Origin of the sequence: Microbacterium sp., assembly GCF_041641055.1 — a bacterium.
Lineage (GTDB): Bacteria > Actinomycetota > Actinomycetes > Actinomycetales > Microbacteriaceae > Microbacterium.
This window is the reverse complement of the sequence record NZ_JBEPZB010000004.1, coordinates 122,174-145,772: the sequence shown is the minus strand read 5'-3', so window position 1 is coordinate 145,772 and position 23,599 is coordinate 122,174. Positions and strand designations below refer to the sequence as shown.

The following is a 23,599-nucleotide window of genomic DNA, read 5'->3' as shown; positions in this document are numbered from 1 at the left end:
CGGTAAGGCTGATGGCAGCCAGTTTCTTCAGCATGATTCTCCCCAGAAATTCACGCGGAATCGCATTCGGCTACACCCCTGCAACCGACTGCGTGGGTCCGTTCTGTCCCCACGACAGAGTTCTGAACCCAGATATTCCCCAGTGGGACCGACACTACATCATCGGGTCGGGAAAGTCACGATGCGCAGCGCAGTTCTTCTCGGGTCGTCTTCGGTGTGTCGATCATGGGCGTGTGGTCGACGACGGTGAGCCGCTCGCCGGCCCCTGTGCCCTGGTACTCGACGGTGATCGTCGACGACTCGCCCGGCGCCAGCAGGACCTCGTGCTGCACCGCGGACCTCGTGCCGAGAAGCGCGGTCTGCACGCTCTCCTCCACGCCGTCGCGATCGATGTGCGAGGGTGTGGCACCCTCCGGACCGTACACCGCGATGAGGGTGCGGGTGGACCCCGCGGGCACACCGTAGAACCCGTCGGCTGTGACGTACGGCGGCAGCGACGTCGCCGCATCCGCCGGTGCGTCGTTGGTCCAGGTCACCCTGATCTGCGTGGTCGGCTCGCCGTCGCACGTACCGGTCGCGACCGAGAGAGCCGCACCCGTGTAGTAGTCCATCTTGCCGCCGGTGGTGTCGTTGACGAGGACTCCCACGTGGGTCTCGGTGTCGTCGATCGGCAACGCCCCGCCGAGGGACGAGGCGGCCAGCAGCTCCTCCTCGTCCTCGTGTGCACTCCAGATGCGGATGCGCCGCTGGTCCGCCGACTCGGCGAGAGCGGCCACCAGGTCCTTCGGGTCGGCCTTCGTCAGAGCGGCGGACAGGAGCACGCCTGCGGCCTGCTCGAAGACCTTGTCCTGCGCTCGCGGATCGGGGACGACGGCGTAGATCTCCGACAGCAGCTGGCTCACCACCGTGTCCTTCGTCGCGGTGAACGGACCGAAGGCGAGCGGGCCGGTCGCGGCCAGGAGGTTCTTCGTCATGACCGCGTCGACCGCGATGACCCCGTCGACGCGCTGCCCGAAGCGGTCCTGCCAGCGTTGGGCGATCGCGGGGCCCGCCTCGGTGAAGTCGGCGACGCTCGTCAGGTTCTGCAGGTACCGCCCCGGCTGGTCCTCGAACAGCGCCACGGTCGCCTCGCTGAGGGGGAGCGGCGTGTCCAGGGCGGGGAAGTCGGGAACGGACGCCTGCTGTACGAGGGTGATGCGCCCGTTCTCGGCGTGCAGCAGGGCGATCGCCCCGATGATGCCGCCGGAGGAGCGCAGCTCGGCGTTGTTCTGCATCGCTATGACGTAGTTGCGCGGACCCTCCGCTCCCAGCATGCTCGGCAGCAGTGCCGCGGCGCCGTGCAGCGAGCCGACGATGGTCGCAGCCTGCGTGACGGTCGAGCGCATCTCTCGTACGGCATCGGCGAGAGGGGGGAGCGTCGCGCCGGCGTCGATCCGCAGAGCGCGTTCCTCTGCCGCGCTCAGCGTGTCGCTCGCCTCGGCCAGAGGCGGCTCGATCTCCGCGAACGGTGTGACGTCGATGGTGCCGCCGGAGAGACCGAGGCTCGCGAGATCGAGTGCGCCGGCGGCGTCCAGCACCGGCACCAGTGCGTCCGAGGCCACGTCATCGGCGATCGTCGCGACCTCGCTCACCGCGGAGAAGTTCGGTCCGAGCCACGGGACGAAGCCGAAACCGGTCCAGATCGGGTCCGAGGTCAACTCGTGCGCGGACTGGGCGTGATGCGCGATGCGGGACGAGAGCGATGCGGCACGCTCGAGGTCGCCCTGACCGATGGCCTCCTTGAGCTTGGAGGATGATGACGCGACCTGCTGGAGGTCGTGGACCGCTCCGACCCCGCGCACCGTGACCCATCCGATCGCGAGCACCAGGAATGTCAGGATCACGCCGATGGTCCATCGCAACCAGCGGCGACGTACCGGCAGGCGTCCGTCACTCACTCCTGCATTCAAGCATGAAGCGGCATATCGGAGGTGCGCCGGTGCGATATGGGGCGCACCCGATGCGCTCCCGGGTCAGCGGGGCACTGCCGACTACTGTGGTCGCATGGGTGCTCGGCTGCGTGTGGTTCTGGATCAGCTCACGCATGTCGTGGACGCCGATCACGCGGCTGCAGCCACTGATCTCGCCGCAGCGCTGGTCACCACGGCACCTTCCGGCTGCGCCGTCGACGCGATCGTGCCCTCGGGCGCCGAGGTCTCCATACCGGGGATCTCCGACGTCCGCCGTCTCTCGCTCGCCCGTCGGGAGCTCGCCGCTTCCTGGCAGATGGGCATCGTCCCCGGCGTCGGCGGTGGCCTCATCCACTCGGCGACCCTCATGGCACCGCTCGTGCGGCACGACAGAGTGCATGACCACGACCAGACGACCGTCACGCTGTGGGATCTGCAGGCCTGGGATGCTCCCGGCTGCCTCTCCAAGACGACGGTCGCCTGGCAGCGCGGGATGCTGAAGCGGGCCGTCAAGCATGCGGATGCCGTCGTCGTGCCGTCGCACGCGATCGGCGCCCGTCTGGTCGAGATCGCCAAGCTCGGCAATCGGATCCGCGTGATCCCTGGCGCGGCGCCCTCCGGCTTCGTGGTCCCCTTCGATGCGGAAGCACGCCGCCGGGCTCTGTCGCTCTCATCGGGATACGTCGTGCTGACGGGGTCCGCCGACTCGCTCGCCCAGGGCTTCCGCTCGGCGCTCGCCGCAGGGACCGACGCCGTCGTGCTGGACGCGCCCGAGGGGGCGGAGCCGAAGCTCGCCGAGCTCGCGGCATCCGTCGGGCTTCCGGAGTCCAGGGCGCACATCCGCGGCGTGCTGTCCGCGGACGATCGTGCCGCCGTCTTCGCGACCGCGTCGGCCCTCGTGGCGACGAGCACGATCGCGAGCTGGCCCTGGCGCGCGGTCGAGGCGATGACGCTCGGCGTGCCGGTCGTCGCCGCGGAGAGCGGTGTGCACCACGACGTCGTCGCGGACGGGGGAGTAGTGGTCGACCCCGAGCACCTCCCGGATGCCGTCGTCGACGCGGTGGGCGACTCCGCGCGCCGACTCAGCGTCCTCGGTGCCGACCGGTCCCGCTCCTTCTCCTGGCTCGGCGCCGCGGAGCGCGTGTGGGGACTTCACGCCGACCTGTGAGGTCCTGAACGCAGGCTGTGTCTTCGAGCGACACGCCGATGCGCAACGCCCGATTTGCCGCAACAGTGGCATCATCCTGCAACTTCCGTCACACTGGTCACATGTCTCGACGTGCCCCACGCTCTCGAAACACCATGAGGATGCCCCGAATCCTCGCCACCGTCGTCGCAGTTGCGGCGCTCGTGGTCGGTGTCGCCGTTCCTGCTTCCTCCGCCTCTGCTGCCAGTCCCGCGTCCTCCGCCGCCAGCGCGGTGTCGTCAGGACCCGTGCAGGCGCGCGAGGTGAAGACGACTCTCGCCGGGTTCAGCGCGGGCAACATCATCAGCGATGCGGTCTTCACCAAGAAGAACTCGATGACGCAGGCGCAGATCCAGACCTTCTTCAACAGCAAGGTCTCGAAGTGCCAGAGCGGGTACGTCTGCCTCAAGGACTTCAAGATCACCTCCGTCACGCGTCCCGCCGACGCGTACTGCGACGGGTACACGGGAGCCGCGAACGAGACCGCGGCGCGGATCATCTACCGGGTCGCACAGGCATGCAACATCAACCCGCAGGTGCTCATCGTGATGCTCCAGAAGGAGCAGGGGCTGATCACCCACACCTGGCCGAGCGCGTGGCGCTACAACATCGCGCTGGGTCAGGGCTGCCCTGACACGGCGCCCTGCGACCCCAACTTCATCGGGTTCTTCCACCAGATCTACGGAGCCGCCCGGCAGATGCAGATCTACATGGAGGGCAAGTGGTTCCAGTGGTACGCGCCGGGCAACACCTGGAACATCCTCTACAACCCGAATGCCGCGTGCGGATCCGGCCGCGTGTACGTCGCGAACAAGGCGACGGCGGCTCTCTACTACTACACGCCCTACCAGCCCAACGCGGCAGCGCTGCGCGCAGGCTACGGTCTCGGCAACAGCTGCTCGGCGTACGGCAACCGCAACTTCTACAACTACTTCACGGACTGGTTCGGCTCGACGCAAGCGGCGGACCCGATCTTCGAAATCAACCAGCTCTACACCAAACTCGGCGGAGCGACAGGGGTTCTCGGGGCTGCGGGGACGAAGCCATCCTGCTCGACCTCGACGACACGGTGCACATGGTCCTACGCGAAGGGCGTCATCACCTGGACCCGCGCGCTCGGGGCACTCACCGTGTACGGGGACGTGTACAGCACCTACGTGGCGCAAGGAGGTCTCGGCGGAAAGCTGGGGTACCCCGCCGTCACCCCGAAGGCGATCACAGACCCGAACGGTGACGGAGTCTCGCAGCAGTTCAGCAAGGGGTGGATCCACGCTTCTACTCGAGGCACCTTCGCGTCGTCGTCCACAGTGATGGCCGCCTACAGCGGAGCGGGCTGGATTCGCGGGACTCTGGGCTGGCCGACGGCAGCGGAATCCTGCGCGTCGCAAAAGTGCGTGCAAACCTTCGCCGGTGGAGCGATCCGATACAACACGGGCGCGGCAGCGTATGTCGTACCCGTCGTCGACGATCCGAAGATCAAAGCCGTGCACGACGCTCAAGGCGGTGTATCCGGAGGGCTCGGGTATCCGGTCGCGGCGACCCAGAAAGTCGTGGACCCCAACGGCAACGGCGCAGCGCAGCGTTTCGACGGGGGATGGGTGCACTCGTCGACGGCGGGCGCATTCGCATCATCGTCGACCATCATGACGGCGTACAGCAAGGCCGGGTGGGTGCGGGGAACGTTGGGCTGGCCGACGGGTCCCGAGACTTGCTCCGGCACGATCTGTCTGCAGCCGTTCCAAAAGGGTGCGTTGCAGTACACAAAGGGCGCGGCTGCCGCTCCGGCCGCCGAAGTCACGAACTCGGCGATCCGCGCCGTATACCAAGCGTCGGGAGGAGCGACCGGCCCGCTCGGCTATCCGCTCAATCCGTCGAAGGCCGTGACGGACAAGAACGGCAACGGCTATGTGCAGCAGTTCGCAGGCGGATGGATCCATTCGAGTGCCAAAGGTACCTACGCCACTTCGACGCAGCTCATGACCCTGTACTCCGCAGCCGGCTGGCTGCGCGGATCTCTCGGGTGGCCGGCCGCCGCGGAGAAGTGCACCGACCTCGGATGCAGTCAGGTCTTCGCCAAGGGAACTCTCTCCGCGCCCAGCGCAGGCTCCGACGGGGCGAAGATCGCGTCCGCGATTCGCACGCTGCACGAGAGCACGGGTGGCAACTCGGGGGCTCTCGGCTCGCCTATTGCCGCCGTCCAGCACGTGACAGATCCTCAGGGCAACGGTGATGCTCAGCGCTTCGCGCACGGCTGGATCCACTCGTCGGCCAAGGGCACCTTCTCGTCCTCGACACGCATCATGAGCGTCTACAGCGCGACGGGATGGGTGCGAGGATCACTGGGCTGGCCGGTCGGCGCTGAATCGACCGTCGTGGATCCCCACGGCAATGGCGTTGCGCAGCAGTTCAGCGGCGGGTGGATTCACTCCTCGGCCAAGGGATCGTTCTCATCGTCCACGCGGATCATGACGGCCTACAGCGCGGCGGGCTGGCTCCGAGGAGCGCTCGGCTGGCCTATCGCAGCGGAGAAGGCGGTGGCAGACAAGAACGGCAACGGGGTCGCGCAGCAGTTCGCCGGAGGGTGGATCCACTCATCCGCCAGCGGTTCCTTCTCGTCGTCGGCCACCGTCATGAAGGCCTACAGTGCGGCGGGATGGCTGAGGGGGCCCCTCGGTTGGCCGACAAGCGCTGAGACCTGCACGGCGGGTGCGTGCGCGCAATCGTTCACTGGCGGCGTGATCCGGTACCAGACGGGCGCGGCTGCCATCACCATCCTCACCTCACAGAACGCCTCCATCCACAAGGCGTTCCAGACGGCCGGCGGCGCCGCTGGCTTCCTCGGATATCCCGTGGCAGCGGTGCAGAGCGTCACCGACAAGAACGGCAACGGCTTCGCCCAGAAGTTCGACGGCGGTTGGATCCATTCGTCGAACGCAGGGACTTTCACCTCCTCGACGGCGATCATGGAGCTCTACAGCGAGGCCGGCTGGCTTCGCGGCTCGCTCGGATGGCCCGTGGGGGCCGAAACCTGCGCATCGGGCACGTGCATGCAGGCATTCGCCGGGGGCACGATCCGGATCACGCCGACCCAGGAGGACGTCTTCCTGACGACGACCAACGCGGCGATCCTCAAGCTGTACTCGTCGATGGGCGGTGCCAAGAGCAGCCTCGGCCATGCCGCTTCCGACGTGCAGAAGATCACCGACCCCAACGGCGACGGATTCGGTCAGTCGTTCACCGGCGGGTGGATCCACTCATCCGACCGGGGAACGTTCGCATCCTCGACGGCGATGATGAAGCTCTACAGCGCACGAGGCTGGATCAGGGGAGATCTCGGGTGGCCGACGAGTGCGGAGACATGCACCTCCGGCACGTGCACGCAGTCGTTCGAGAACGGGACCCTCTCCTATACGAAGTAGACGGCGGGAGCGCTCGGATAGACTGGCCGCATGAAGGTACTGCTCACAGGAGCTGACGGATTCATCGGATCGCACCTCGCGGAGCAGCTGGTCAGGGACGGTCACGATGTCCGGGCGCTCGTGCTCTACAACTCGTTCGACTCGCGCGGGTGGCTCGACGGGATCGACGCGGAGATCGCGTCCGAGATCGAGTTCCTGCCCGGTGATGTGCGCGACCCCGCTCTGATGATGTCGGCGGTGAGCGACCGCGATGCGGTCCTCCACCTCGCTGCGTTGATCGCGATCCCGTATTCGTACGCTGCGCCCGACCTCTACGTCCAGACGAACATCCAGGGCACCCTGAACCTCCTGAACGCCGCCCGCGCTGCGGGGGTGAGCCGCTTCATCCACACCTCGACGAGCGAGGTGTACGGTACTGCGCGCTACGTGCCGATGGACGAGGGGCATCCGCTGCAGGGGCAGTCGCCGTACTCGGCGTCCAAGATCGCGGCAGATCAGATGGTCAACTCCTACTACGCGTCGTTCGGGTTGCCGACCGTCACGATCCGCCCTTTCAACACGTTCGGACCTCGCCAGTCCGCACGAGCGGTGATCCCGACCATCATCAGTCAGCTCGCCGCAGGCAAGCGAGAGATCCAGCTCGGAGCCGTCACGCCCACGCGCGACTTCACCTATGTCCCCGACACCGTGTCCGGGTTCACGACGGCGCTCACCAGCACGGCGGGCGTCGGAGAGGTCATCAATCTCGGTGCGGGTTTCGAGGTGTCGATCGGACAGACCTTCGACCTCATCGCCGAAGCGATGGGCATCGACGCCGTCGCGACCGAGGATCCCACACGACTGCGGCCTGCGAACTCGGAGGTCGAGCGACTCTTCTCCGACAATTCGAAGGCGAGAGACGTCCTCGGATGGTCGCCGCGGTACACCGGGATCGATGGCTTCCGGGACGGGCTGCGAGCCACAGCCGAGTGGTTCACCGAGCCCGCCAACCTCGCGCGCTACCGCACTGACGCCTACGTCGTATGAGCAGCGCTGAGAGCGTCGTCCGCACGATCCGCGAGGTCGTGGGTGAGGACCCGTTCGTGGGTCTGCACATCCCCGACATCGCGGAGCTCGAGAAGCAGCGGGTGCGAGAGTGCCTCGATTCGACATTCGTGTCGAGTGTCGGAGCCTTCGTCGGCGAGTTCGAGCAGTCGATCGCCGCGTTCACGGGAGCGCGCCACGCCGTCGCCGTCTCGAACGGCACGTCGGCGCTGCAGGTGGCGCTCCAACTCGCGGGGGTGGAAGCGGGTGACGACGTGATCGTGCCCACCCTCTCCTTCGTGGCCACCGCGAATGCCGTCTCGCACTCCGGAGCGACGCCGTACTTCGTCGACAGCGACGAGGAGACGCTCGGTCTGTCGGTCGAGGCGGTGTCAGAAGTCCTCACCGCAGCGCGATCGACACCGGAGGGTCTCGTCAACGCCTCCACCGGCCGACGCATCGGAGCGATCGTGCCGATGCACACGCTGGGACATCCGATGCGCATCGCCGAACTGGTCGCTCTGGCGGACTCGTACGGAGTGCCGATCGTCGAGGACGCAGCCGAGTCGCTGGGCAGCCGTGCGGGGGTGCAGCACACCGGGACCTTCGGTCGTCTCGGCATCCTCAGCTTCAACGGCAACAAGATCCTCACCACGGGTGGGGGCGGGATGATCCTCACGGACGACGACGAGCTCGCCCGCCGTGCGCGGCACCTGACGACGACGGCCAAACTGCCGCATCGCTGGGAGTTCGAGCACGACGAGATCGCGTACAACTACCGGATGCCGAACCTGAACGCCGCGCTCGGTGTCGCTCAACTGGAGCGGCTGCCGGAGTTCCTGACTGCCAAGCGGCGCCTCGCCGCCCGCTACCGAGACGCCTTCGCGGACCTCTCGGGAATCCGGTTCCTCTCTGAGCCGAACGGCACGGAGAGCAACTACTGGCTCTGTGCCGTGCAGGTGGACGGCGAACGCGCAGAGCGCGACGCCGTGCTGGAGGCGACCAACGACGCGGGACTCCAGTGTCGGCCGTTCTGGAACCTCCTCCACCTCCAGGCGCCGTACCGTCAGCTTCCGCACGCCGCAACCCCCGTCGCCGAGCGGTTGCACGCGAGTGTGGTCTGCATCCCCAGCTCCCCGGCTCTGGCTCGCGCATGAGGAGGGTCGCCGTGCTCACGGGCACCCGGGCCGACTACGGACTCCTGCGCGGGCTGCTGCGCGCGATCGACGCGGACCCGGCGCTCGATCTTCAGATCATCGCCACAGGCACGCACCTCAACGATTCGTTCGGCCGCACGGCGTCTGAGATCGAGAGCGATGGATTCACCGTCGCCGCATCCGTGCCGATCTGGACGGAGGACGACACCCGCCTCGGGGTCGCGGGCGACGTGGGATGGGCTCTTCCTCTGTACGCGCAGGCGCTCGACGACCTCGATCCCGACATCCTCGTCGTGCTCGGTGACCGGCTCGAGGCCTTCATCGCAGCGACTGCGGCGACGATACTCTCCGTCCCGGTCGCTCACATCCATGGGGGAGAGATCACCGAGGGTGCGATGGACGACGCGCTTCGGCACTCGATCACCAAGATGTCCTACCTCCATTTCGCCTCGACCGAGGAGCATCGTCGCAGGGTGATCCAGCTGGGGGAGGAGCCCGGACGCGTCCACTTCCATGGAGCGCCGGTCGTGGACGCGCTGGACGCGCTCGAACTCCTCCCACGCGACGCGGTCGCCCAGCAGTTCGGCATCCGCCTCAGTGACCCGTACGCCCTGGTGACCTTCCATCCGGCGGTGATGGACGTGGCAGCACCGGCAGTGCTGCTCGACCGGCTTCTCGCGGCACTGCTCGACGTCGACGGGCTGCACATCGTCATCACGGGCTCGAACTCGGATATCGGGACGGCGGATGTCCGCCAGCGCATCGCCGACTTCGTCGCGTCACATCCCGATCGTGTGGACTTCGTGGAGTCCTTCGGACAGCTGGGCTACCTCAGCGCGATGTCGTCGGCCGCTGTCGTCGCCGGCAACTCGTCCAGCACGGTGCTCGAGGCGCCGGTACTCGGCATCCCTTCAGTCCTGGTCGGCGATCGGCAGAAAGGGCGCCCGCTCGGCTCGAGCGTGCGGTCGCCGATGCCGACCCGCAGCGGGATCGCGGATGCGCTGCGCGAGGCGATCTCGGGTGCGAATCCCGGACCGGACGCCGCGATCTTCGGCACGCCCGGTTTCGCGGCGCGCACGACCATGACGCTCCGCGACACAGCGATACCGCGTCCGCCGCGGAAGAAGTTCTACGACATCGAGGAGGAATCGGGAGAATGACAGAATCGGTCTTCGTCATCGCCGAAGCAGGCGTGAATCACAACGGGTCCCTCGCCACGGCAGAGGAGCTCGTCGATCTCGCTGCAGCCGCCGGCGCGGATGCCGTCAAGTTCCAGACGTTCTCGGCTGACAACCTGGCGCTCGAGAGCGCTGCGCTCGCCGACTACCAGCGGACGTCGGACGAGGACCGTCGCTCGCAACATGATCTCCTCCGCCAGCTGGAGCTCACGCATGAGGAGTTCCGCAGTCTTCGAGACCGGTGCGAGACCCGTGGGATCCAGTTCCTCTCGACCGCCTTCGACGTCGCGGGCCTCGACTTCCTCGTGTCCGAGCTGGGCATCCCGGTCGTGAAGATCGCGTCGGGCGACCTCACCTTCGCGCCGCTCCTGGTGGCTGCCGGGCGTACCGGTCTCCCCGTGATCCTGTCCACCGGGATGGCGGAGATCGCGGAGATCGCTCGTGCTCTGAGGTTCATCGCGGCGGGTCTCGCGCAGGCGAACGGCCATCTGGAACCCGGGGCCAGGCTCTCGGACGACGTGCTCGAGCGCGCATGGGCGCAGCGTGATTCCGGGGTGGAGTTCGCTCAGCACGTCACGATCCTGCACTGCACGACGGAGTACCCTGCCGCCGACTCGCATCTGAATCTCCGCGCGATGCAGACGATCGCGTCGGAATTCGGCCACCGCGTCGGATACTCCGATCACTCGCTCGGGTCGCTCGCGTCGGTGCTCGCCGTCGGTCTCGGTGCCACAGTCGTCGAGAAGCACTTCACCTTCGACGTGGATGCTGACGGTCCGGACCATGCCGCGTCCCTGGACCCGGACGGACTGCACGCCTACGTCGCCGATATCCGCCGCGTGCCGGTGATGCTCGGATCGGCTGAGAAGCGCTGTCAGCCGGTGGAGGAAGGCAATCGCGCAGTCGTGCGTCGGAGTCTCGTGGCGGTTCGTGACATCGCAGCCGGTTCCGTGATCACGGAGCTCGACGTCGCCTGCTACCGTCCGGCCAGCGGCAGGACCTCCTTCGAGTACTGGGAGGTCGTCGGATCGACGGCCGAGCGAAGCTACGCCCGGGGTGACCTGATCGATGCGTGAACTCGTCCTCCTCGGTGGAGGCGGCCACGCGCGCTCGGTTGTCGCGGCGCTGGCACTCGCCGGCGAGGAGGTACTCGGCTTCCTCGGGCCCGAGGCGTCGAACGGCGATCTCGAGCTGCCGCGTCTCGGCGGCGACGAGCTGCTGGCGGGGTACGACCCCCATCGCATCGCGATCGTCAACGGTCTGGGTGCGATCGCAGCGCGGGAGCGCATGCATCGCCTGGTCGAGGCGCTGGGCCTTCCCATCGCCTCGGTGCTGCATCCGCGCTCGTTCGTCGACCCGTCCGCTCGGCTCGGTGCCGGCGTCCAGGTGCTCGCCGGCGCGATCGTGAACGCGGGCGCGGTCATCGGCGACGGTGTGCTCATCAACTCGGGATCCATCGTCGAGCACGGTGTCGTGGTCGGGAACCATGCGCACCTCGCGCCCGGATCCGTCGTGGCCGGAGACGTTCGCATCGGGGAGCGAGCGCACATCGGCCTGGGCGCTCGGATCATCCAGGGAGTGACGGTAGGGTCAGGATCGACCGTCGGCGCGGGCGCGGTCGTGCTGACCGACGTTCCCGACGGAGCCACTGTCGTCGGCGTCCCCGCCCGACCGATGCGAAAGAAGGACGAGCAGTCATGACAGACCGGCAGTTCCTGTCCACCGCGCCCGGGACGACCATCCGCGATGCCCTGCTGCAGCTCGATCGCGGCGGCCTGCAGGTCGTCTTCGTCGAGGACGAGGACGGGGTCCTCGTCGGTGCGGTCAGTGACGGGGACATCCGGCGCGGGCTGATCGCAGGCTCCTCGATCGAGGACCCCGTGGCGTCCGTGATGAATCGGACCCCCGCCGCGGTGGAGCCCAGCGCGAGCCAGGAGGATGTCGACGCCCTCAAGCGGAGTCGCGGTATCCGTGTCGTCGCGGTCGTCGACTCCGCCGGGCGCATGGTCGATGTCGTCGGCGAGCGCGATCGGATCTCGACGGTCCTCGACACACCGGTGGTTCTGATGGCCGGCGGCCGGGGTCAGCGGCTGTACCCGATCACCAAGGACATCCCGAAGCCCCTGGTACCACTCGGCGACGTGCCTATGATCGACATCATCCTCAGCAGGCTGCGCGAGCAGGGGTTCCGCCGTATCCATGTGTCGGTCAATCATCTGGGCCACCTCATCGAGGAGCATCTCAAGGACGGCGATGCGCACGGTCTCGAGATCACCTATCTTCACGAGCCCGCTCCGCTGGGGACGGCTGGCGCCCTCGCGCAGCTGACCTCGGAGATCGATCAGCCGTTCGTGGTGATGAACTCCGACTTGCTCACCCAGGTCGACCTGCGGAGGATGCTCGCGTTCCATCGCGCGGCGGGTGCGGCAGCCACGATCGGCGCGCGAGAGTACGGCTTCGAGATCCCGTTCGGAGTGATCCGCCGTGACGGCGACGCCGTCGTCGCGCTCGCCGAGAAGCCGTATCACTCCGAGCTCGTGAGCGCGGGCATCTACGTGCTCGAACCGGTCGCGCTGAAGACTCTCGTCGCCGACGAGTACTGCGACATGCCCACGCTGCTGGCTCGACTCATGGAAGACGGCAAGAAGGTCGGGGCGTTCGAGATCCACGAGGAGTGGATCGACGTCGGGCGCCCTGACGATCTCGAACGCGCGCGTCAGGCGTGGGAACGGAGTAGACGATGAGGATCTGCACGATCACGGTGCGGGCGGGGTCGAAGGGGGTGCCCGGGAAGAACCTGCGGATGGTCGCCGGCCGCCCGCTCTTCGGACACTCGGTTGCTCAGGCCGTCGAGACCGGCTTGTTCGACGAAGTCGTCGTGTCGAGCGATTCCGATGAGATCCTCGCGCTGGCGCCCTCCTTCGGCGCGACGGGAGTGGTGCGACGTCCTGCCGAGATGGCCACGGACACCGCCGGAAAGGTCCCCGCCATCGCACACGCGGTGCGCACGACGGAAGAGCGGACCGGGCAGCGGTTCGAGGTGTGCGTCGACCTGGACGCGACTAGTCCGCTGCGGACGGTCGCTGACATCCGCGCTGCGGTCGGGATGTTCGAGCAGTCGGACGTCGACTCGGTGATCACCGGCGCAGAAGCGCGTCGAAACCCGTACTTCAATCTCGTCGAAGAGCAACCCGACGGCACCGTCGCGGTGGCGAAGCAACCCGGTGACGCCGTTCTACGCCGCCAGGACGCCCCCCGGTGCTTCGACATGAACGGCTCGATCTATGTGTGGCGTCGAGAGGCGCTCCTCGAGGACCAGGTGGTGTTCTTCCCCTCGACCATCCTGTACGAGATGCCGGCGGAGCGCTCCATCGACGTCGACAGCGAATTCGACTTCAGGATCGTCGAGTGGCTCATGGCGCAGCGGGAAGATCTGTGAGCGCGAGAGCGGGAGACATCGACGCGCGTACCTCGCCCTCGATGCGTGCGCTTCTCGACTTGGAGAACGATGCGCCGGACTCGCTCCTTGAGATCCTCCCCGGGAACACCGTGCCGTTCTGGGCTCACGTGCGTGTGCAGATCGCCTGGCTCCTTTCAGCGGAACAGACGGGGAGCGTCGAAGTAGCGAGAACCAGCTCGTGGAGTCGATGGGGTGAGGTTCGACGCGTGGCACGCGGCTACCTTCCCAGCCGTTGGGATGCGGTGCGCCGCGCTGAGCCGCACGACGTCCTGTTCTACGTGTCAGGGGTCACGCTCTCGGCAGAGGACGGTCGCGCCCGGAACTGGCTGGTCGACGACTTCGCCGAGGCGACGACGGATGCGGTGGTCGTGCAACACCGGCCCCTGCCTTCCCCGGTTGGCCCTCCGCTCTTCTCTCCGACTCTGAGCATGGAGGCGGCGACCGCCCGGTCGCGCTGGCGCGCGAGAGGAAAGTCGTTCGCACCCGAGTATGTGTCGTCGATGAATACCCTGCTGGGCGAATTCGCTCGCCACCTGGGCAAGTCGCCAGGCGCGTTCCAGCCGATCGTGCAGGGAGTCCTTCGCAACGAGCGTCTTCGTCCGTTCCAGATGCAAGAGCTCTCGCGCATGCTCGAACGCGTCGCACCGAAGGTGGCCTTCTACGACAATGGCTCGTACACCTACAACGGCGAGCAGCTCGGTCTGATGAAAGACGCGGGCATCCACGTCGTCGAGCCTCAGCACGGATGGATCGGGCCCTCTCATCCCGCATACAACTTCGGCCGGGTCTTCTCCCGACCGGAACTGGCGCGGGCGGTGCCGGACGAGCTCCTCACCTTCGGTTCCTTTTGGTCGGACTCCATTCGGCATCCTGGCGTCACCACCGCCATCGGAAAGCCGCATCTCGAGCGACAGGCCGCTGCCAGTCGGTCTCGCACGGCGAAGCAGGTGCTCGTGGTCTCGTCGCGGACGGACATCGCAAGCACCGACGCCTTCGTCGTCGATCTGCGTGCGGCCCTGGGGTCGGAATGGAGCGTCGTGTTCCGGCCGCACCCGGGCGAGCGGGCAGAAGCGAGAGAGCGCTATCCACGGCTCTCCAGGGACTCGGGCGTGGCGATCGATGACCATGAGGACGTCTATGAATCCCTGAAGAGCGCTTCCGTGGTCGTGGGTGAAGCCAGCACGGTTCTCTTCGAAGCTCGCGCCTTCGGTTGCCAGGTGATCGCGCGGGAGAGTGCATTCGCCGAGAACGTGATCGGCGACGCATTCGGGGCGCGGGTGGGAGGCGTCGAGGAGACGGTTTCTCGTCTCCTGGCCGGACCGGACGCGAGTGGTGATCGCGAGGACACCGACCCGACGATCTGGGCACCGGGGGCTATCGACTCGTACACCCGTTGGTCCGAGGAGCGCCTCCGTGAACGTGACGGGGCATGACGCGACCGCAGCGGTCAGGAGCTTTCCGGGTGACTGTCCTAGAATTGCGTCATCCCCGTGGCGGTCTCCCTCGCCACGCGCCGAATGAGTGGGCCTGTGACTGATACCCGAGATCTTTTTGCCGCCGTCCCGCGTTCCGAGTTCGAAACCCCCGGCAAGAGCCGCGGTCTCATCGACGTGGTGCGCTGGCGGTATCTGCTGAACCTGCTGGTGCGCACCGGGGTGACGACGAGGTACCGGAACTCGGTGCTGGGCTGGACGTGGTCCTATGTGCGACCGGCGGCGCAGTTCCTCGTCTTCTGGGTGGTCCTCGGACTGTTCATGAACCTGGATCGCGGCATCCCGAACTATGCGGTCTACCTTTTCTCGGGGATCGTCGTGATCAACCTGTTCTCCGAGGGCTTCAAGAACGCGACGACCTCGATCGTCGGCAATGCGCCGCTCGTGCGCAAGGTGTTCCTTCCTCGTCAGCTGTTCGCCGTCTCAGCGATCATCGTCGCCTTCGTGCATTTCCTGCCGCAGGTCGGGCTCCTCCTCATCGTGTGCCTCCTGCTCGGCTGGATCACGCACATCTCCATCGTCTCGATCCTCGCCATCCTCGCGGGAATGATCATCGTGATGGTGTTCAGCCTGGGCCTCGGTCTGTTCTTCGGAGCGGTGAATGTGCGCTTCCGGGATGCGGAGAACATCGTCGAGCTGATGCTGCTGCTCGCCACCTGGGCGTCCCCGGTCCTGTACGGATGGGTGCAGGTGCAGGACGCCGTCGTCAAGACGCTCGGCTGGCCGCAGTGGATCGTCGAGGTATACCTGCTGAATCCGATCACGCAGGGCGTCGAGCTCTTCCATTACGCGTTCTGGCGACCGGCGACGGAGGGGATGGTCTCGGCAGCCGGATACGCTGGTGAGGCGATGATCGACATCCCGCCGGGACTGGCGTGGAACACTCTGTGGACGTTCCTGATCGCCGTGGCCACCCTGCTGTTCGGACAGTTCGTCTTCCGGCGCCTCGAAGGAAGGTTCGCACAAGACCTATGAGCGAGCAGACGGCGCACAAGCCGAGCATCATCATCGACGGAGTGCGCAAGCGCTTCACCCTCAACCACGCGTTCTCGCTGAAGGACACGGTCGTCGCCTGGATCAAGCGGCGCAAGCTCACCAGCGAGTTCGAGGCATTGAAGGGTCTCGACCTCGTCATCGGCGAGGGCGAGTCGGTCGCGATCCTCGGCTTCAACGGGTCGGGGAAGTCGACGCTCCTCAAGCTCATCTCCGGCGTCATGGAGCCGGACGACGGCGAGGTGCTGACCCGCGGTCGTGTCGCGGGCCTCATCGAGGTCGGGGCAGGGTTCCACCCTGAGCTGTCCGGTCGAGAGAACGTCTTCCTCAACGCCGCCATCCTCGGCATGAAGCGCCATGAGATCGAGGCGCGGTACGACGAGATCGTGGCGTTCAGTGAGATCGAGCAGTTCATCGACCAGGAGGTCAAGCACTACTCCTCCGGCATGTTCATGCGACTCGCCTTCTCGGTCGCGATCCACGTCGAGCTCGACGTGCTCCTGGTCGACGAGATCCTCTCGGTCGGTGACGCGCCCTTCCGTGAGAAGTGCCGCCTCAAGTTCGAGGAGCTCATCTCCGAAGGCAAGACGCTCGTGGTCGTCAGCCACGACATGGAGATGGTGCGCGAGCTCTGCACCCGCGGAATCGTGATCAACAAGGGCGAGGTCGTCTACGACGGCGAGGTCGAGGGCGCCATCTCCTTGGTGGACGCGTGATACTCGACTGGTTCGCCGTCGTACCGGCGTTTCTCGTCGGGGTGGCCGTGGTGTTCCTACCCGGACTCCTCGCCCTCTACGGGGTCGGAATACGTGGGTTGGCGCTGGTCGCTTACGCGCCCTTGTTCAGCATCGCGTCCACCGCCTCGATCGCACTTGTCTTCGGGCAGCTCGGCGTCGCGTGGACGCCGATCACCTGGGCGATCGCATCCGTCGCGCTGATCGGGGTCTCCTGGCTCTGCGGAAGGTACATCCGGATGCCGGAAGCCGCAGAGACCTTCACCGGCCGCCGAATTCTGCTGGTCGGTCTCGGCATCGGGGTCGTCTTCTCGGCCTGGCGCCTGGTCGCATACATGGGCGATCCTTCCGCGATCTCGCAGACCAATGACGCGGTCTTCCATATGAACGCGCTCCGCCACATCCTCGAGACGGGCGATGCGTCGTCGCTGCACGTGAACTCCGTGATCGGGGGACGAACGTTCTATCCCGCCGCGTGGCACGGCATCGCCTCGATGATCGCGCTGTCCGCCGGAGTCGACATCCCGGTCGCCGCCAACGTCTTGACCGTCGTGATCGGCGCGCTCATCTGGCCACTCGGGATCGCCTGGCTCACCCGCACAGCGTTCGGCTCGAACGTCGTCGCCGCGTACGCCGCGATCCTCGCAGGCTCGCTCCAGGCATTCCCGCTGCTGATGTTCCAATGGGGAGTCCTGTTCCCGAATGCGCTGTCCACCTCCATCGTCCCTGCGGGCATCGCAGCGATGATCACGGTCGCGCGCCATTTCCGAGTGTCGAGAACCATGCGGGACGGCGTGCTTCTCGCGTTGATCACCGCAGTGACTGCGGGAGCCATCCTGTTGTCGCAGCCAGCGGCATTCCTTCTGTGGGCGTCCATCTCAATCGTGTGGCTCACCTTCTTCCTCGTCAGCCGTGAACAAGCCGTTCGTCGCGGTTGGGCGATCGGCATATCCGCGGCACTGTGGCTGGGCCTGGGCGTCGTGTGGTGGTTCCTGGCACGGGGCACCTCCGGATCGCACTGGCCGCCGTTCCGTGGCAAGTTCGAAGTGCTCCTCGACGTCCTGCTGAACGGCCAGGTCAGAATGCCGTACGCCTTCGTCATCAGCGCGCTGGCGATCGTCGGGCTGATCGCGGCCGCCCGGATGCGGGCGACACGCTGGTTCGCTGTCGCTTGGGGGGGCGTGTCGTTCATGTACATTCTCGTGGCAGCGATCGGCAACGAGTTCGTGCGAGAGAGCATCCTCGGCGCCTGGTACGCCGACCCATACCGGATCGCCGCAGCCGCCCCGCTCGTAGTCATCCCCCTCGCGGCCCTCGGTCTCGACATCCTCCTCCGTTTCGCCGCCAGACGATCGGGAAGAACTGCCGACGCCCCGATCATCGCGACGGTGGGAGTCGTCTTCGCCTCTGTCGTGATGGTCCTGATCATCCTGCTGCGCAGCGTCGCGATGCCGGCCTTCCTGGAGGGCACTTACGACCGCGATTCCCGGTACGCCGCCGCCGACGACTCTTATCTGAACCCGGACGAGAGGGCACTGCTGGAAGAGCTGCCCGACCTCGTCGACGCCGATGCTCGCGTTCTCGGCAACCCATCCACCGGCGCAGGCTTCGGTTACTTCCTCAGTGGAATCGACGTCTTCCCCCGCACCTGGTCACCGCCCCGCAACGAGGTGTGGGAGGTCATCGCCGAACGGCTTCACGACGCGGCGACCGACGATGCCGTCTGCGACGCGCTCGAGGTCTACGGAGACCCCGAGTACGTGCTGGACTTCGGGCAGAGCGAGGGAGGGTCGGGCAAGTTCCCCGCGCCCGGCATGACCGACTTCGCGGGCCAGGCCGGTTTCGAGCTCGTCACCCGCGAGGGCGATGTCTCGCTCTGGCGTATCACGGCGTGCGATCGGTGATCTCCGCCGGAAAGTCGGTAGGATTCCAAGCGATGCGCCAGGTAGATCGATCCGTTCTCGTCGTCATCCCGGCGCTGAACGAAGAGGAGTCCGTCGCGGACGTCGTCCGCGATGTGAGCACGGCGCTCCCCGGAGCCCGGTGCCTCGTGGTCGACGATGGGTCGATCGACAAGACCGGACGGCGCGCGAGCGAAGCCGGCGCCGAAGTCCTCACGCTGCCCTACAACCTCGGAGTCGGCGGTGCGATGCGCGCGGGCTTCCGGTTCGCCAGGCAGCACGGGTACCGCGTCGTGATACAAGTGGATGCCGACGGACAGCACGACGCCGCGGCCCTCGCCGAACTCTTAGCAGGCCTCGACCATGCAGACCTGATGATCGGCGCGCGCTTCGCCGGACGCGGAGATTACGGTGTGCGGGGGCCGCGTCGGTGGGCGATGAGAATGCTCGCCGCGGTCATGAGCCGTGTCGCACGCACACCCCTCACAGATGTGACCAGCGGTTTCAAGGCCGCTGGTCCGCGGGCGATCGACCTGTTCGCCGACAACTTCCCGGCGGAGTACCTCGGCGACACGATCGAGGCGCTCGTGATCGCGGCGCGCGCCGGTCTCACGATCCGCCAGGTGCCCGTCGCTATGCGCGTGCGCCAGGCGGGCACCCCGTCGCATCACCCCGTGAAGGCTGCCGTCTATCTCATGCGCGCGTGCGCAGCCTTTGCGCTGGCGATGCTGCGACCGCGGGCACACGTGGAGGTCTCGTGAACACGGTCACGTACGTCTTCGGCATCGTCGCCGCTCTGCTCGCGCTCTTCGCGATCGTCGAACTGATGCGTCGAGGCACACTCCGCGAGCGACACGCGGTGTGGTGGTTCGTCGGTGGGGTTCTCGCGCTCGTGATCGCGGTGTTCCCTCAGACTCTCAGCTGGGCAGCCAAGGCGGTCGGCGTCAGTGTGCCCGCCAACCTCGTCTTCTTTATCGCGATCGGACTGCTGTTTCTCGTCAGTTTGCAGTACGGCGCCGAGCTGACACGGATCGAAGAGAAATTGCGAGTGCTCGCCGAGCGTGCCGCTTTCCACGAGCATCGCCTCGAGCAGCTCGAGGCGGACAGCGTCGAGTGTAAACCTGCGACGCAGGTCGGGAACGACCCTGAGTTGCGGGCAGACGTCGATCCTGAGGAGCCGCCTCGATGAACGCCGGTCGCCGGGTGGTCGTCGCATCGCGACTCTTCTCCCCTGAAGTCGGCGCCGGCGCCTTCAGGCTCGGAGCTCTCGCTCGCGCGTTGGTGCGGAGGGGGGAAACGGTTCGAGTTCTGACGACCGTGCCGCCGGATCACGCGCCACCGATCGCCGATGCACCAGGAGTCGAGGTTTCACGCTGGCCGGTGCTGCGTGATGCGGGCGGCAACGTCCGAGGGTACGTCCAGTATGCGAGCTATGATGCGCCGCTTCTCTTCAGGCTGCTGTTCTCCCGATTCGATGTCGTCGTGGCAGAATCGCCGCCGACGACGGGGCTGGTCACGCTGGCCGTCGCGTGGCTGAAGAGGCGCCCAGTCGTCTACTACGCGGCGGACGTCTGGACAGACGGCGTCATCTCGATGGGCGCTCCGCGCGCAGTGATCTCTGTCATGCGCTGGATGGAAAAGACGGTGCTGCGACGGTCACAGGCGATCATCTCGGTGTCTGAGGAGGTGAGTGAGAGGCTGCTGCTCCTCGGCGCAAGGCAGTCGCGAATCACCACGGTCGGCAACGGGATCGCGACGGACATCTTCTCGCCTGACGTCGCCCCCGCGGGGGCGGGAGAGCGGTACTTCGTCTATACCGGCACGATGTCGGAATGGCAGCGTCCGGACGTCTTCATCCGTGCCTTGCAGCAGATCTCCGACGAGGACCCCGAGGTCCGATTGAAGTTCTTCGGGCAGGGGGCGGTCGTTCCTGAGCTCCGTGCGCTCGCCGAGAAGATCATGCCCGGCCGGGTGGACTTCGGCGGAGTGGTGCCGCCTGATGAATCCGCGCGGTGGATCCGCGGCGCTGTCGCCGCGCTCGTGAGCATCGTCCCCGGGATCGGGTATGACTTCGCTCGGCCCACCAAGACCTTCGCGGCAGCGTCGGTCGGCACGCCCGTCCTTTTCGCGGGTCCGGAGACGGGAGCGCGCCTGGTCACAGAGGCCAATCTCGGGCGTGCCGCCGCCTTCACTGCAGAGGCTGTGGCCGACGAGATGCGTGCTTTGCTCGCCGAAGGTCTTGACGGCACGACTGAGCGGCTGCGGTCGGATCGCTCCCGATGGGCTCGGGAGAACGTGTCCCTGGATGCGGTCGCCGATCGGGTCGCACAGGTCGTTTCTCAGGTCAGCGCGCGGACCGCCGATAAGATTGAACGTCCTGCCGGCGCAACGCCCGGGTCTCATGGAAGGTCTGCTTCGTGACTCACAGCTCCCACGTCCGAATCGTCGACTCCGCCGACGTGGCGGCAGACGCCACGATCGGTGACGGCTCGTCCATCTGGCACCTCGCACAGGTGCGCGAGAACGCCCAGCTCGGAGAGAACTGCATCGTCGGGCGCGGCGCCTACATCGGCACCGGGGTCGTCATGGGCGACAACTGCAAGGTCCAGAACTACGCACTGGTGTACGAGCCCGCGAAGCTGGGCGACGGTGTCTTCATCGGACCGGCGGTCGTGCTCACGAATGACACCTACCCGCGCGCCATCAACGCCGACGGCACCATCAAGAGCGCGCACGACTGGGAGCCGGTCGGCGTCACCATCGAACGCGGCGCCGCCATCGGCGCCCGTGCGACCTGCGTCGCACCCGTGGCCATCGGTGCCTGGGCCACTGTGGCGGCCGGTGCCGTCGTCGTGAAGGACGTTCCCGCGTACGCCTTGGTCGCCGGTGTTCCCGCGCGTCGCATCGGCTGGGTGGGGGAGTCCGGCGTGCCGCTGGTGCGGGGCGATGCTGAGAACACCTGGATCTGCCCGAGCACGGGTGACCGATTCTTCGAAACCGACGGAAAACTGACCAAGGAGACCGTGTGAGCGAGTTCATTCCCCCCGCAAAGCCCATCATCGGCGACGAGGAGCGTGAGGCCGTCGATCGCGTGCTCCGCAGCGGCATGGTGGCGCAGGGCCCCGAGGTCGCGGCGTTCGAGAAGGAGTTCTCGGAGCACTTCGTGCCCGGTCGTCCGTCCGTCGCGGTGAACTCGGGCACGGCAGGACTCCACCTGGGACTCCTCGCGGCCGGGGTCGGCGCGGGTGACGAGGTCATCGTCCCGTCCTTCACCTTCGCAGCCACGGGCAACTCCGTCGCACTGACCGGCGGTATCCCGGTGTTCGTCGACATCGAGCCCGACACCTTCTCCCTCGACCCCGAGGCCGTCGCCGCGGCGATCACGCCGAAGACCAAGGGCATCCTCCCGGTGCACCTCTATGGTCACCCGGCCCGCATGCGCGAACTCGAGGCGCTCGCCGCCGAGCGCGGCGTCGCGCTGTACGAGGATGCCGCCCAGGCCCATGGTGCCGCTCTCGACGGCCGGCCCGTCGGCTCCTTCGGCGAGTTCGCGATGTTCAGCCTGTACCCGACGAAGAACATGACCAGCGGCGAAGGCGGCATGGTCACGACGGCGACCGACGAGCTCGCCCGCCAGGTGAAGCTCCTGCGCAACCAGGGCATGGAGCGTCAGTACGAGAACGAGGTCATCGGCTTCAACGCGCGGATGACCGACATCCACGCCGCGATCGGCCGGGTTCAGCTCACCAAGGTCGACGCGTGGACCAGGCAGCGTCAGCAGAACGCGGCGTTCCTGGACGCGAACCTGCAGGGAGTCGTGGTCCCACCGGTCGCCGAGGGCGCCGTTCACGTCTACCACCAGTACACCATCCGGGTTCCCGAGGACCGCGACGGCTTCGTCGCCGCGCTGAAGAGCGAGTACAACGTCGGGGCGGGTGTCTACTACCCGATCCCGAACCACCGGCTGCCCTCCCTCACCCACTTCGCCCCCGGCCTCGACCTGCCGGAGACCGAGCGCGCCGCTCGCGAGGTCGCGTCGCTGCCCGTGCACCCGTCGCTGAGCCAGGACGACCTCGAGCGCATCGTCGCGGCCGTCAACGCGGTCGCGAAGGCGGGTTCCTGATGACCCTGCGCGCCGGGCTCCTCGGCGTCGGGATGATGGGACGCCACCACGCCCGCGTGCTCCGCGAGATCGACGGGATCGACCTGGTCGCGATCGCCGACCCCGGGGGCGACCCGCACGGCGTCGCCGGCGATCTGGAGATCCTTCCCGACATCGACGCACTCATCGCGGCCGGGATCGACATCGCCGTCGTCGCGGTGCCTACTCGCTTCCATGAGGATGCGGCGCTGAAGCTGGCCTCCGCGGGCGTCCACACGCTCGTCGAGAAGCCCATCGCGCACAGCGTCGAGGCCGGTCAGCGCATGGTCGACGCCTTCGCGGCGGCAGGGCTGGTCGGAGCCGTCGGCCACATCGAGCGCTTCAACCCCGCTCTGCAGGAGCTTCGTCGCCGCATCGAGGGTGGTGAGCTCGGCGCGGTCTACCAGGTGACGACCCGTCGCCAGGGGCCGTTCCCCTCGCGCATCGCCGACGTGGGCGTCGCGAAGGATCTCGCATCCCACGACGTCGACCTCACCGCGTGGGTGGTGCAGAGCGACTACGAGCGCGTCTTCGCGCAGACCGCCTTCAAGAGCGGGCGCGAGCATGAGGACATGATCACGATCACCGGTCGCACCGCATCCGGAGTGATCGTGAACAACATCGTGAACTGGCTGAGCCCGATGAAGGAGCGTGTCACCGTCGTCACCGGCGAGAAGGGCGCATTCGTCGCCGACACCTCGACGGGCGACCTCACCTTCTATGCCAATGGCACGATCCCCCTCGAGTGGGAGTCCGTGTCGTCGTTCCGCGGGGTCTCAGAAGGAGACGTCACGCGCTACGCGTTCGCCAAGCGCGAGCCGCTGCGCGTCGAGCATGAGGCCTTCCGCGATGCCGTGCTCGGGCAGCAGACCGACGTCGTGACCATGGAACAGGGCCAGCGGACGCTCGTCGTCGTGGAGTCGGCCCTGGAGTCGGCGCGTTCCGGTTCTTCGATCGTCCTCTGA

At 67.0% G+C, this 23,599-nt stretch carries 20 protein-coding genes; 19 read left to right on the top strand and 1 reads right to left on the bottom strand.

Annotated features, from left to right (window positions below; genetic code table 11):
* Nucleotides 1-176: 176 nt before the first annotated feature.
* Complete coding sequence (locus tag ACESK8_RS04195) at nt 177-1,937, bottom strand: DUF4012 domain-containing protein (protein WP_372967408.1); 1,761 nt, start codon at nt 1,935-1,937, stop codon at nt 177-179.
* A gap of 106 nt (nt 1,938-2,043) precedes the next feature.
* Between ACESK8_RS04195 and ACESK8_RS04190 the strand changes: the two genes are divergently transcribed.
* From ACESK8_RS04190 to ACESK8_RS04100, 19 genes are all read left to right on the top strand, one after another.
* On the top strand, nt 2,044-3,117 hold the full coding sequence (locus tag ACESK8_RS04190; protein ID WP_372967407.1) for a glycosyltransferase: 1,074 nt from the start codon (nt 2,044-2,046) through the stop codon (nt 3,115-3,117).
* Between the two features lie 140 nt (nt 3,118-3,257).
* Complete coding sequence (locus ACESK8_RS04185; protein WP_372967406.1) at nt 3,258-6,554, top strand: LGFP repeat-containing protein; 3,297 nt, start codon at nt 3,258-3,260, stop codon at nt 6,552-6,554.
* A gap of 30 nt (nt 6,555-6,584) precedes the next feature.
* Nucleotides 6,585-7,580, top strand: coding sequence for a GDP-mannose 4,6-dehydratase (locus ACESK8_RS04180; RefSeq protein WP_372967405.1), 996 nt, complete (start codon nt 6,585-6,587; stop codon nt 7,578-7,580).
* A complete protein-coding gene (locus ACESK8_RS04175; protein ID WP_372967404.1) occupies nt 7,577-8,734 on the top strand; it encodes a LegC family aminotransferase in 1,158 nt (385 codons plus the stop codon). The genes ACESK8_RS04180 and ACESK8_RS04175 overlap by 4 nt, the downstream gene beginning before the upstream one ends.
* Before the next feature lie 11 nt (nt 8,735-8,745).
* The gene (gene neuC / locus ACESK8_RS04170; protein ID WP_372967403.1) at nt 8,746-9,894 is read left to right on the top strand and encodes a UDP-N-acetylglucosamine 2-epimerase; all 1,149 of its coding nucleotides are present in this window, start codon (nt 8,746-8,748) and stop codon (nt 9,892-9,894) included.
* Entirely contained in the window at nt 9,891-10,988 is a 1,098-nt protein-coding gene (neuB, locus tag ACESK8_RS04165; RefSeq protein WP_372967402.1) for an N-acetylneuraminate synthase, read from the top strand. Before neuC ends, neuB begins: the two co-directional genes overlap by 4 nt.
* Nucleotides 10,981-11,613 carry an acetyltransferase gene (locus ACESK8_RS04160; protein ID WP_372967401.1) on the top strand — a complete coding sequence of 211 codons (633 nt, stop codon included), beginning with the start codon at nt 10,981-10,983 and terminating at the stop codon, nt 11,611-11,613. Before neuB ends, ACESK8_RS04160 begins: the two co-directional genes overlap by 8 nt.
* The gene (locus tag ACESK8_RS04155; RefSeq protein ID WP_372967400.1) at nt 11,610-12,656 is read left to right on the top strand and encodes a nucleotidyltransferase family protein; all 1,047 of its coding nucleotides are present in this window, start codon (nt 11,610-11,612) and stop codon (nt 12,654-12,656) included. Before ACESK8_RS04160 ends, ACESK8_RS04155 begins: the two co-directional genes overlap by 4 nt.
* The gene (locus tag ACESK8_RS04150; protein ID WP_372967399.1) at nt 12,653-13,351 is read left to right on the top strand and encodes a cytidylyltransferase domain-containing protein; all 699 of its coding nucleotides are present in this window, start codon (nt 12,653-12,655) and stop codon (nt 13,349-13,351) included. The genes ACESK8_RS04155 and ACESK8_RS04150 overlap by 4 nt, the downstream gene beginning before the upstream one ends.
* Nucleotides 13,352-13,578: 227 nt before the next feature.
* Nucleotides 13,579-14,805, top strand: a complete 1,227-nt coding sequence (locus tag ACESK8_RS04145) for a hypothetical protein (protein ID WP_372967398.1) — start codon at nt 13,579-13,581, stop codon at nt 14,803-14,805.
* A gap of 96 nt (nt 14,806-14,901) precedes the next feature.
* Nucleotides 14,902-15,840: an ABC transporter permease gene (locus ACESK8_RS04140; RefSeq protein ID WP_372967397.1), complete on the top strand. Its 939-nt coding sequence runs from the start codon at nt 14,902-14,904 to the stop codon at nt 15,838-15,840.
* Complete coding sequence (locus ACESK8_RS04135; RefSeq protein ID WP_372967396.1) at nt 15,837-16,574, top strand: ABC transporter ATP-binding protein; 738 nt, start codon at nt 15,837-15,839, stop codon at nt 16,572-16,574. Before ACESK8_RS04140 ends, ACESK8_RS04135 begins: the two co-directional genes overlap by 4 nt.
* Entirely contained in the window at nt 16,571-18,496 is a 1,926-nt protein-coding gene (locus ACESK8_RS04130; RefSeq protein WP_372967395.1) for a DUF6541 family protein, read from the top strand. Before ACESK8_RS04135 ends, ACESK8_RS04130 begins: the two co-directional genes overlap by 4 nt.
* 32 nt (nt 18,497-18,528) lie before the next feature.
* Nucleotides 18,529-19,254, top strand: coding sequence for a glycosyltransferase family 2 protein (locus ACESK8_RS04125; protein WP_372967394.1), 726 nt, complete (start codon nt 18,529-18,531; stop codon nt 19,252-19,254).
* On the top strand, nt 19,251-19,682 hold the full coding sequence (locus ACESK8_RS04120) for a DUF2304 domain-containing protein (protein ID WP_372967393.1): 432 nt from the start codon (nt 19,251-19,253) through the stop codon (nt 19,680-19,682). The genes ACESK8_RS04125 and ACESK8_RS04120 overlap by 4 nt, the downstream gene beginning before the upstream one ends.
* Nucleotides 19,679-20,914, top strand: coding sequence for a glycosyltransferase family 4 protein (locus ACESK8_RS04115; protein WP_372967392.1), 1,236 nt, complete (start codon nt 19,679-19,681; stop codon nt 20,912-20,914). Before ACESK8_RS04120 ends, ACESK8_RS04115 begins: the two co-directional genes overlap by 4 nt.
* Nucleotides 20,911-21,522, top strand: coding sequence for an acyltransferase (locus tag ACESK8_RS04110; protein WP_372967391.1), 612 nt, complete (start codon nt 20,911-20,913; stop codon nt 21,520-21,522). The genes ACESK8_RS04115 and ACESK8_RS04110 overlap by 4 nt, the downstream gene beginning before the upstream one ends.
* Nucleotides 21,519-22,616, top strand: a complete 1,098-nt coding sequence (locus ACESK8_RS04105; protein ID WP_372967390.1) for a DegT/DnrJ/EryC1/StrS family aminotransferase — start codon at nt 21,519-21,521, stop codon at nt 22,614-22,616. The genes ACESK8_RS04110 and ACESK8_RS04105 overlap by 4 nt, the downstream gene beginning before the upstream one ends.
* Nucleotides 22,613-23,599: a Gfo/Idh/MocA family oxidoreductase gene (locus ACESK8_RS04100; protein ID WP_372967450.1), complete on the top strand. Its 987-nt coding sequence runs from the start codon at nt 22,613-22,615 to the stop codon at nt 23,597-23,599. The genes ACESK8_RS04105 and ACESK8_RS04100 overlap by 4 nt, the downstream gene beginning before the upstream one ends.

Coding starts and splice junctions, on each gene's coding strand:
- ACESK8_RS04180 (WP_372967405.1), top strand. CDS start 6,585: ATGAAGGTACTGCTCACAGGAGCTGACGGATTCATCGGATCGCACCTC.
- ACESK8_RS04175 (WP_372967404.1), top strand. CDS start 7,577: ATGAGCAGCGCTGAGAGCGTCGTCCGCACGATCCGCGAGGTCGTGGGT.
- ACESK8_RS04125 (WP_372967394.1), top strand. CDS start 18,529: ATGCGCCAGGTAGATCGATCCGTTCTCGTCGTCATCCCGGCGCTGAAC.
- ACESK8_RS04135 (WP_372967396.1), top strand. CDS start 15,837: ATGAGCGAGCAGACGGCGCACAAGCCGAGCATCATCATCGACGGAGTG.
- ACESK8_RS04160 (WP_372967401.1), top strand. CDS start 10,981: ATGCGTGAACTCGTCCTCCTCGGTGGAGGCGGCCACGCGCGCTCGGTT.
- ACESK8_RS04190 (WP_372967407.1), top strand. CDS start 2,044: ATGGGTGCTCGGCTGCGTGTGGTTCTGGATCAGCTCACGCATGTCGTG.
- neuB (WP_372967402.1), top strand. CDS start 9,891: ATGACAGAATCGGTCTTCGTCATCGCCGAAGCAGGCGTGAATCACAAC.
- ACESK8_RS04150 (WP_372967399.1), top strand. CDS start 12,653: ATGAGGATCTGCACGATCACGGTGCGGGCGGGGTCGAAGGGGGTGCCC.
- ACESK8_RS04155 (WP_372967400.1), top strand. CDS start 11,610: ATGACAGACCGGCAGTTCCTGTCCACCGCGCCCGGGACGACCATCCGC.
- ACESK8_RS04115 (WP_372967392.1), top strand. CDS start 19,679: ATGAACGCCGGTCGCCGGGTGGTCGTCGCATCGCGACTCTTCTCCCCT.
- ACESK8_RS04185 (WP_372967406.1), top strand. CDS start 3,258: ATGCCCCGAATCCTCGCCACCGTCGTCGCAGTTGCGGCGCTCGTGGTC.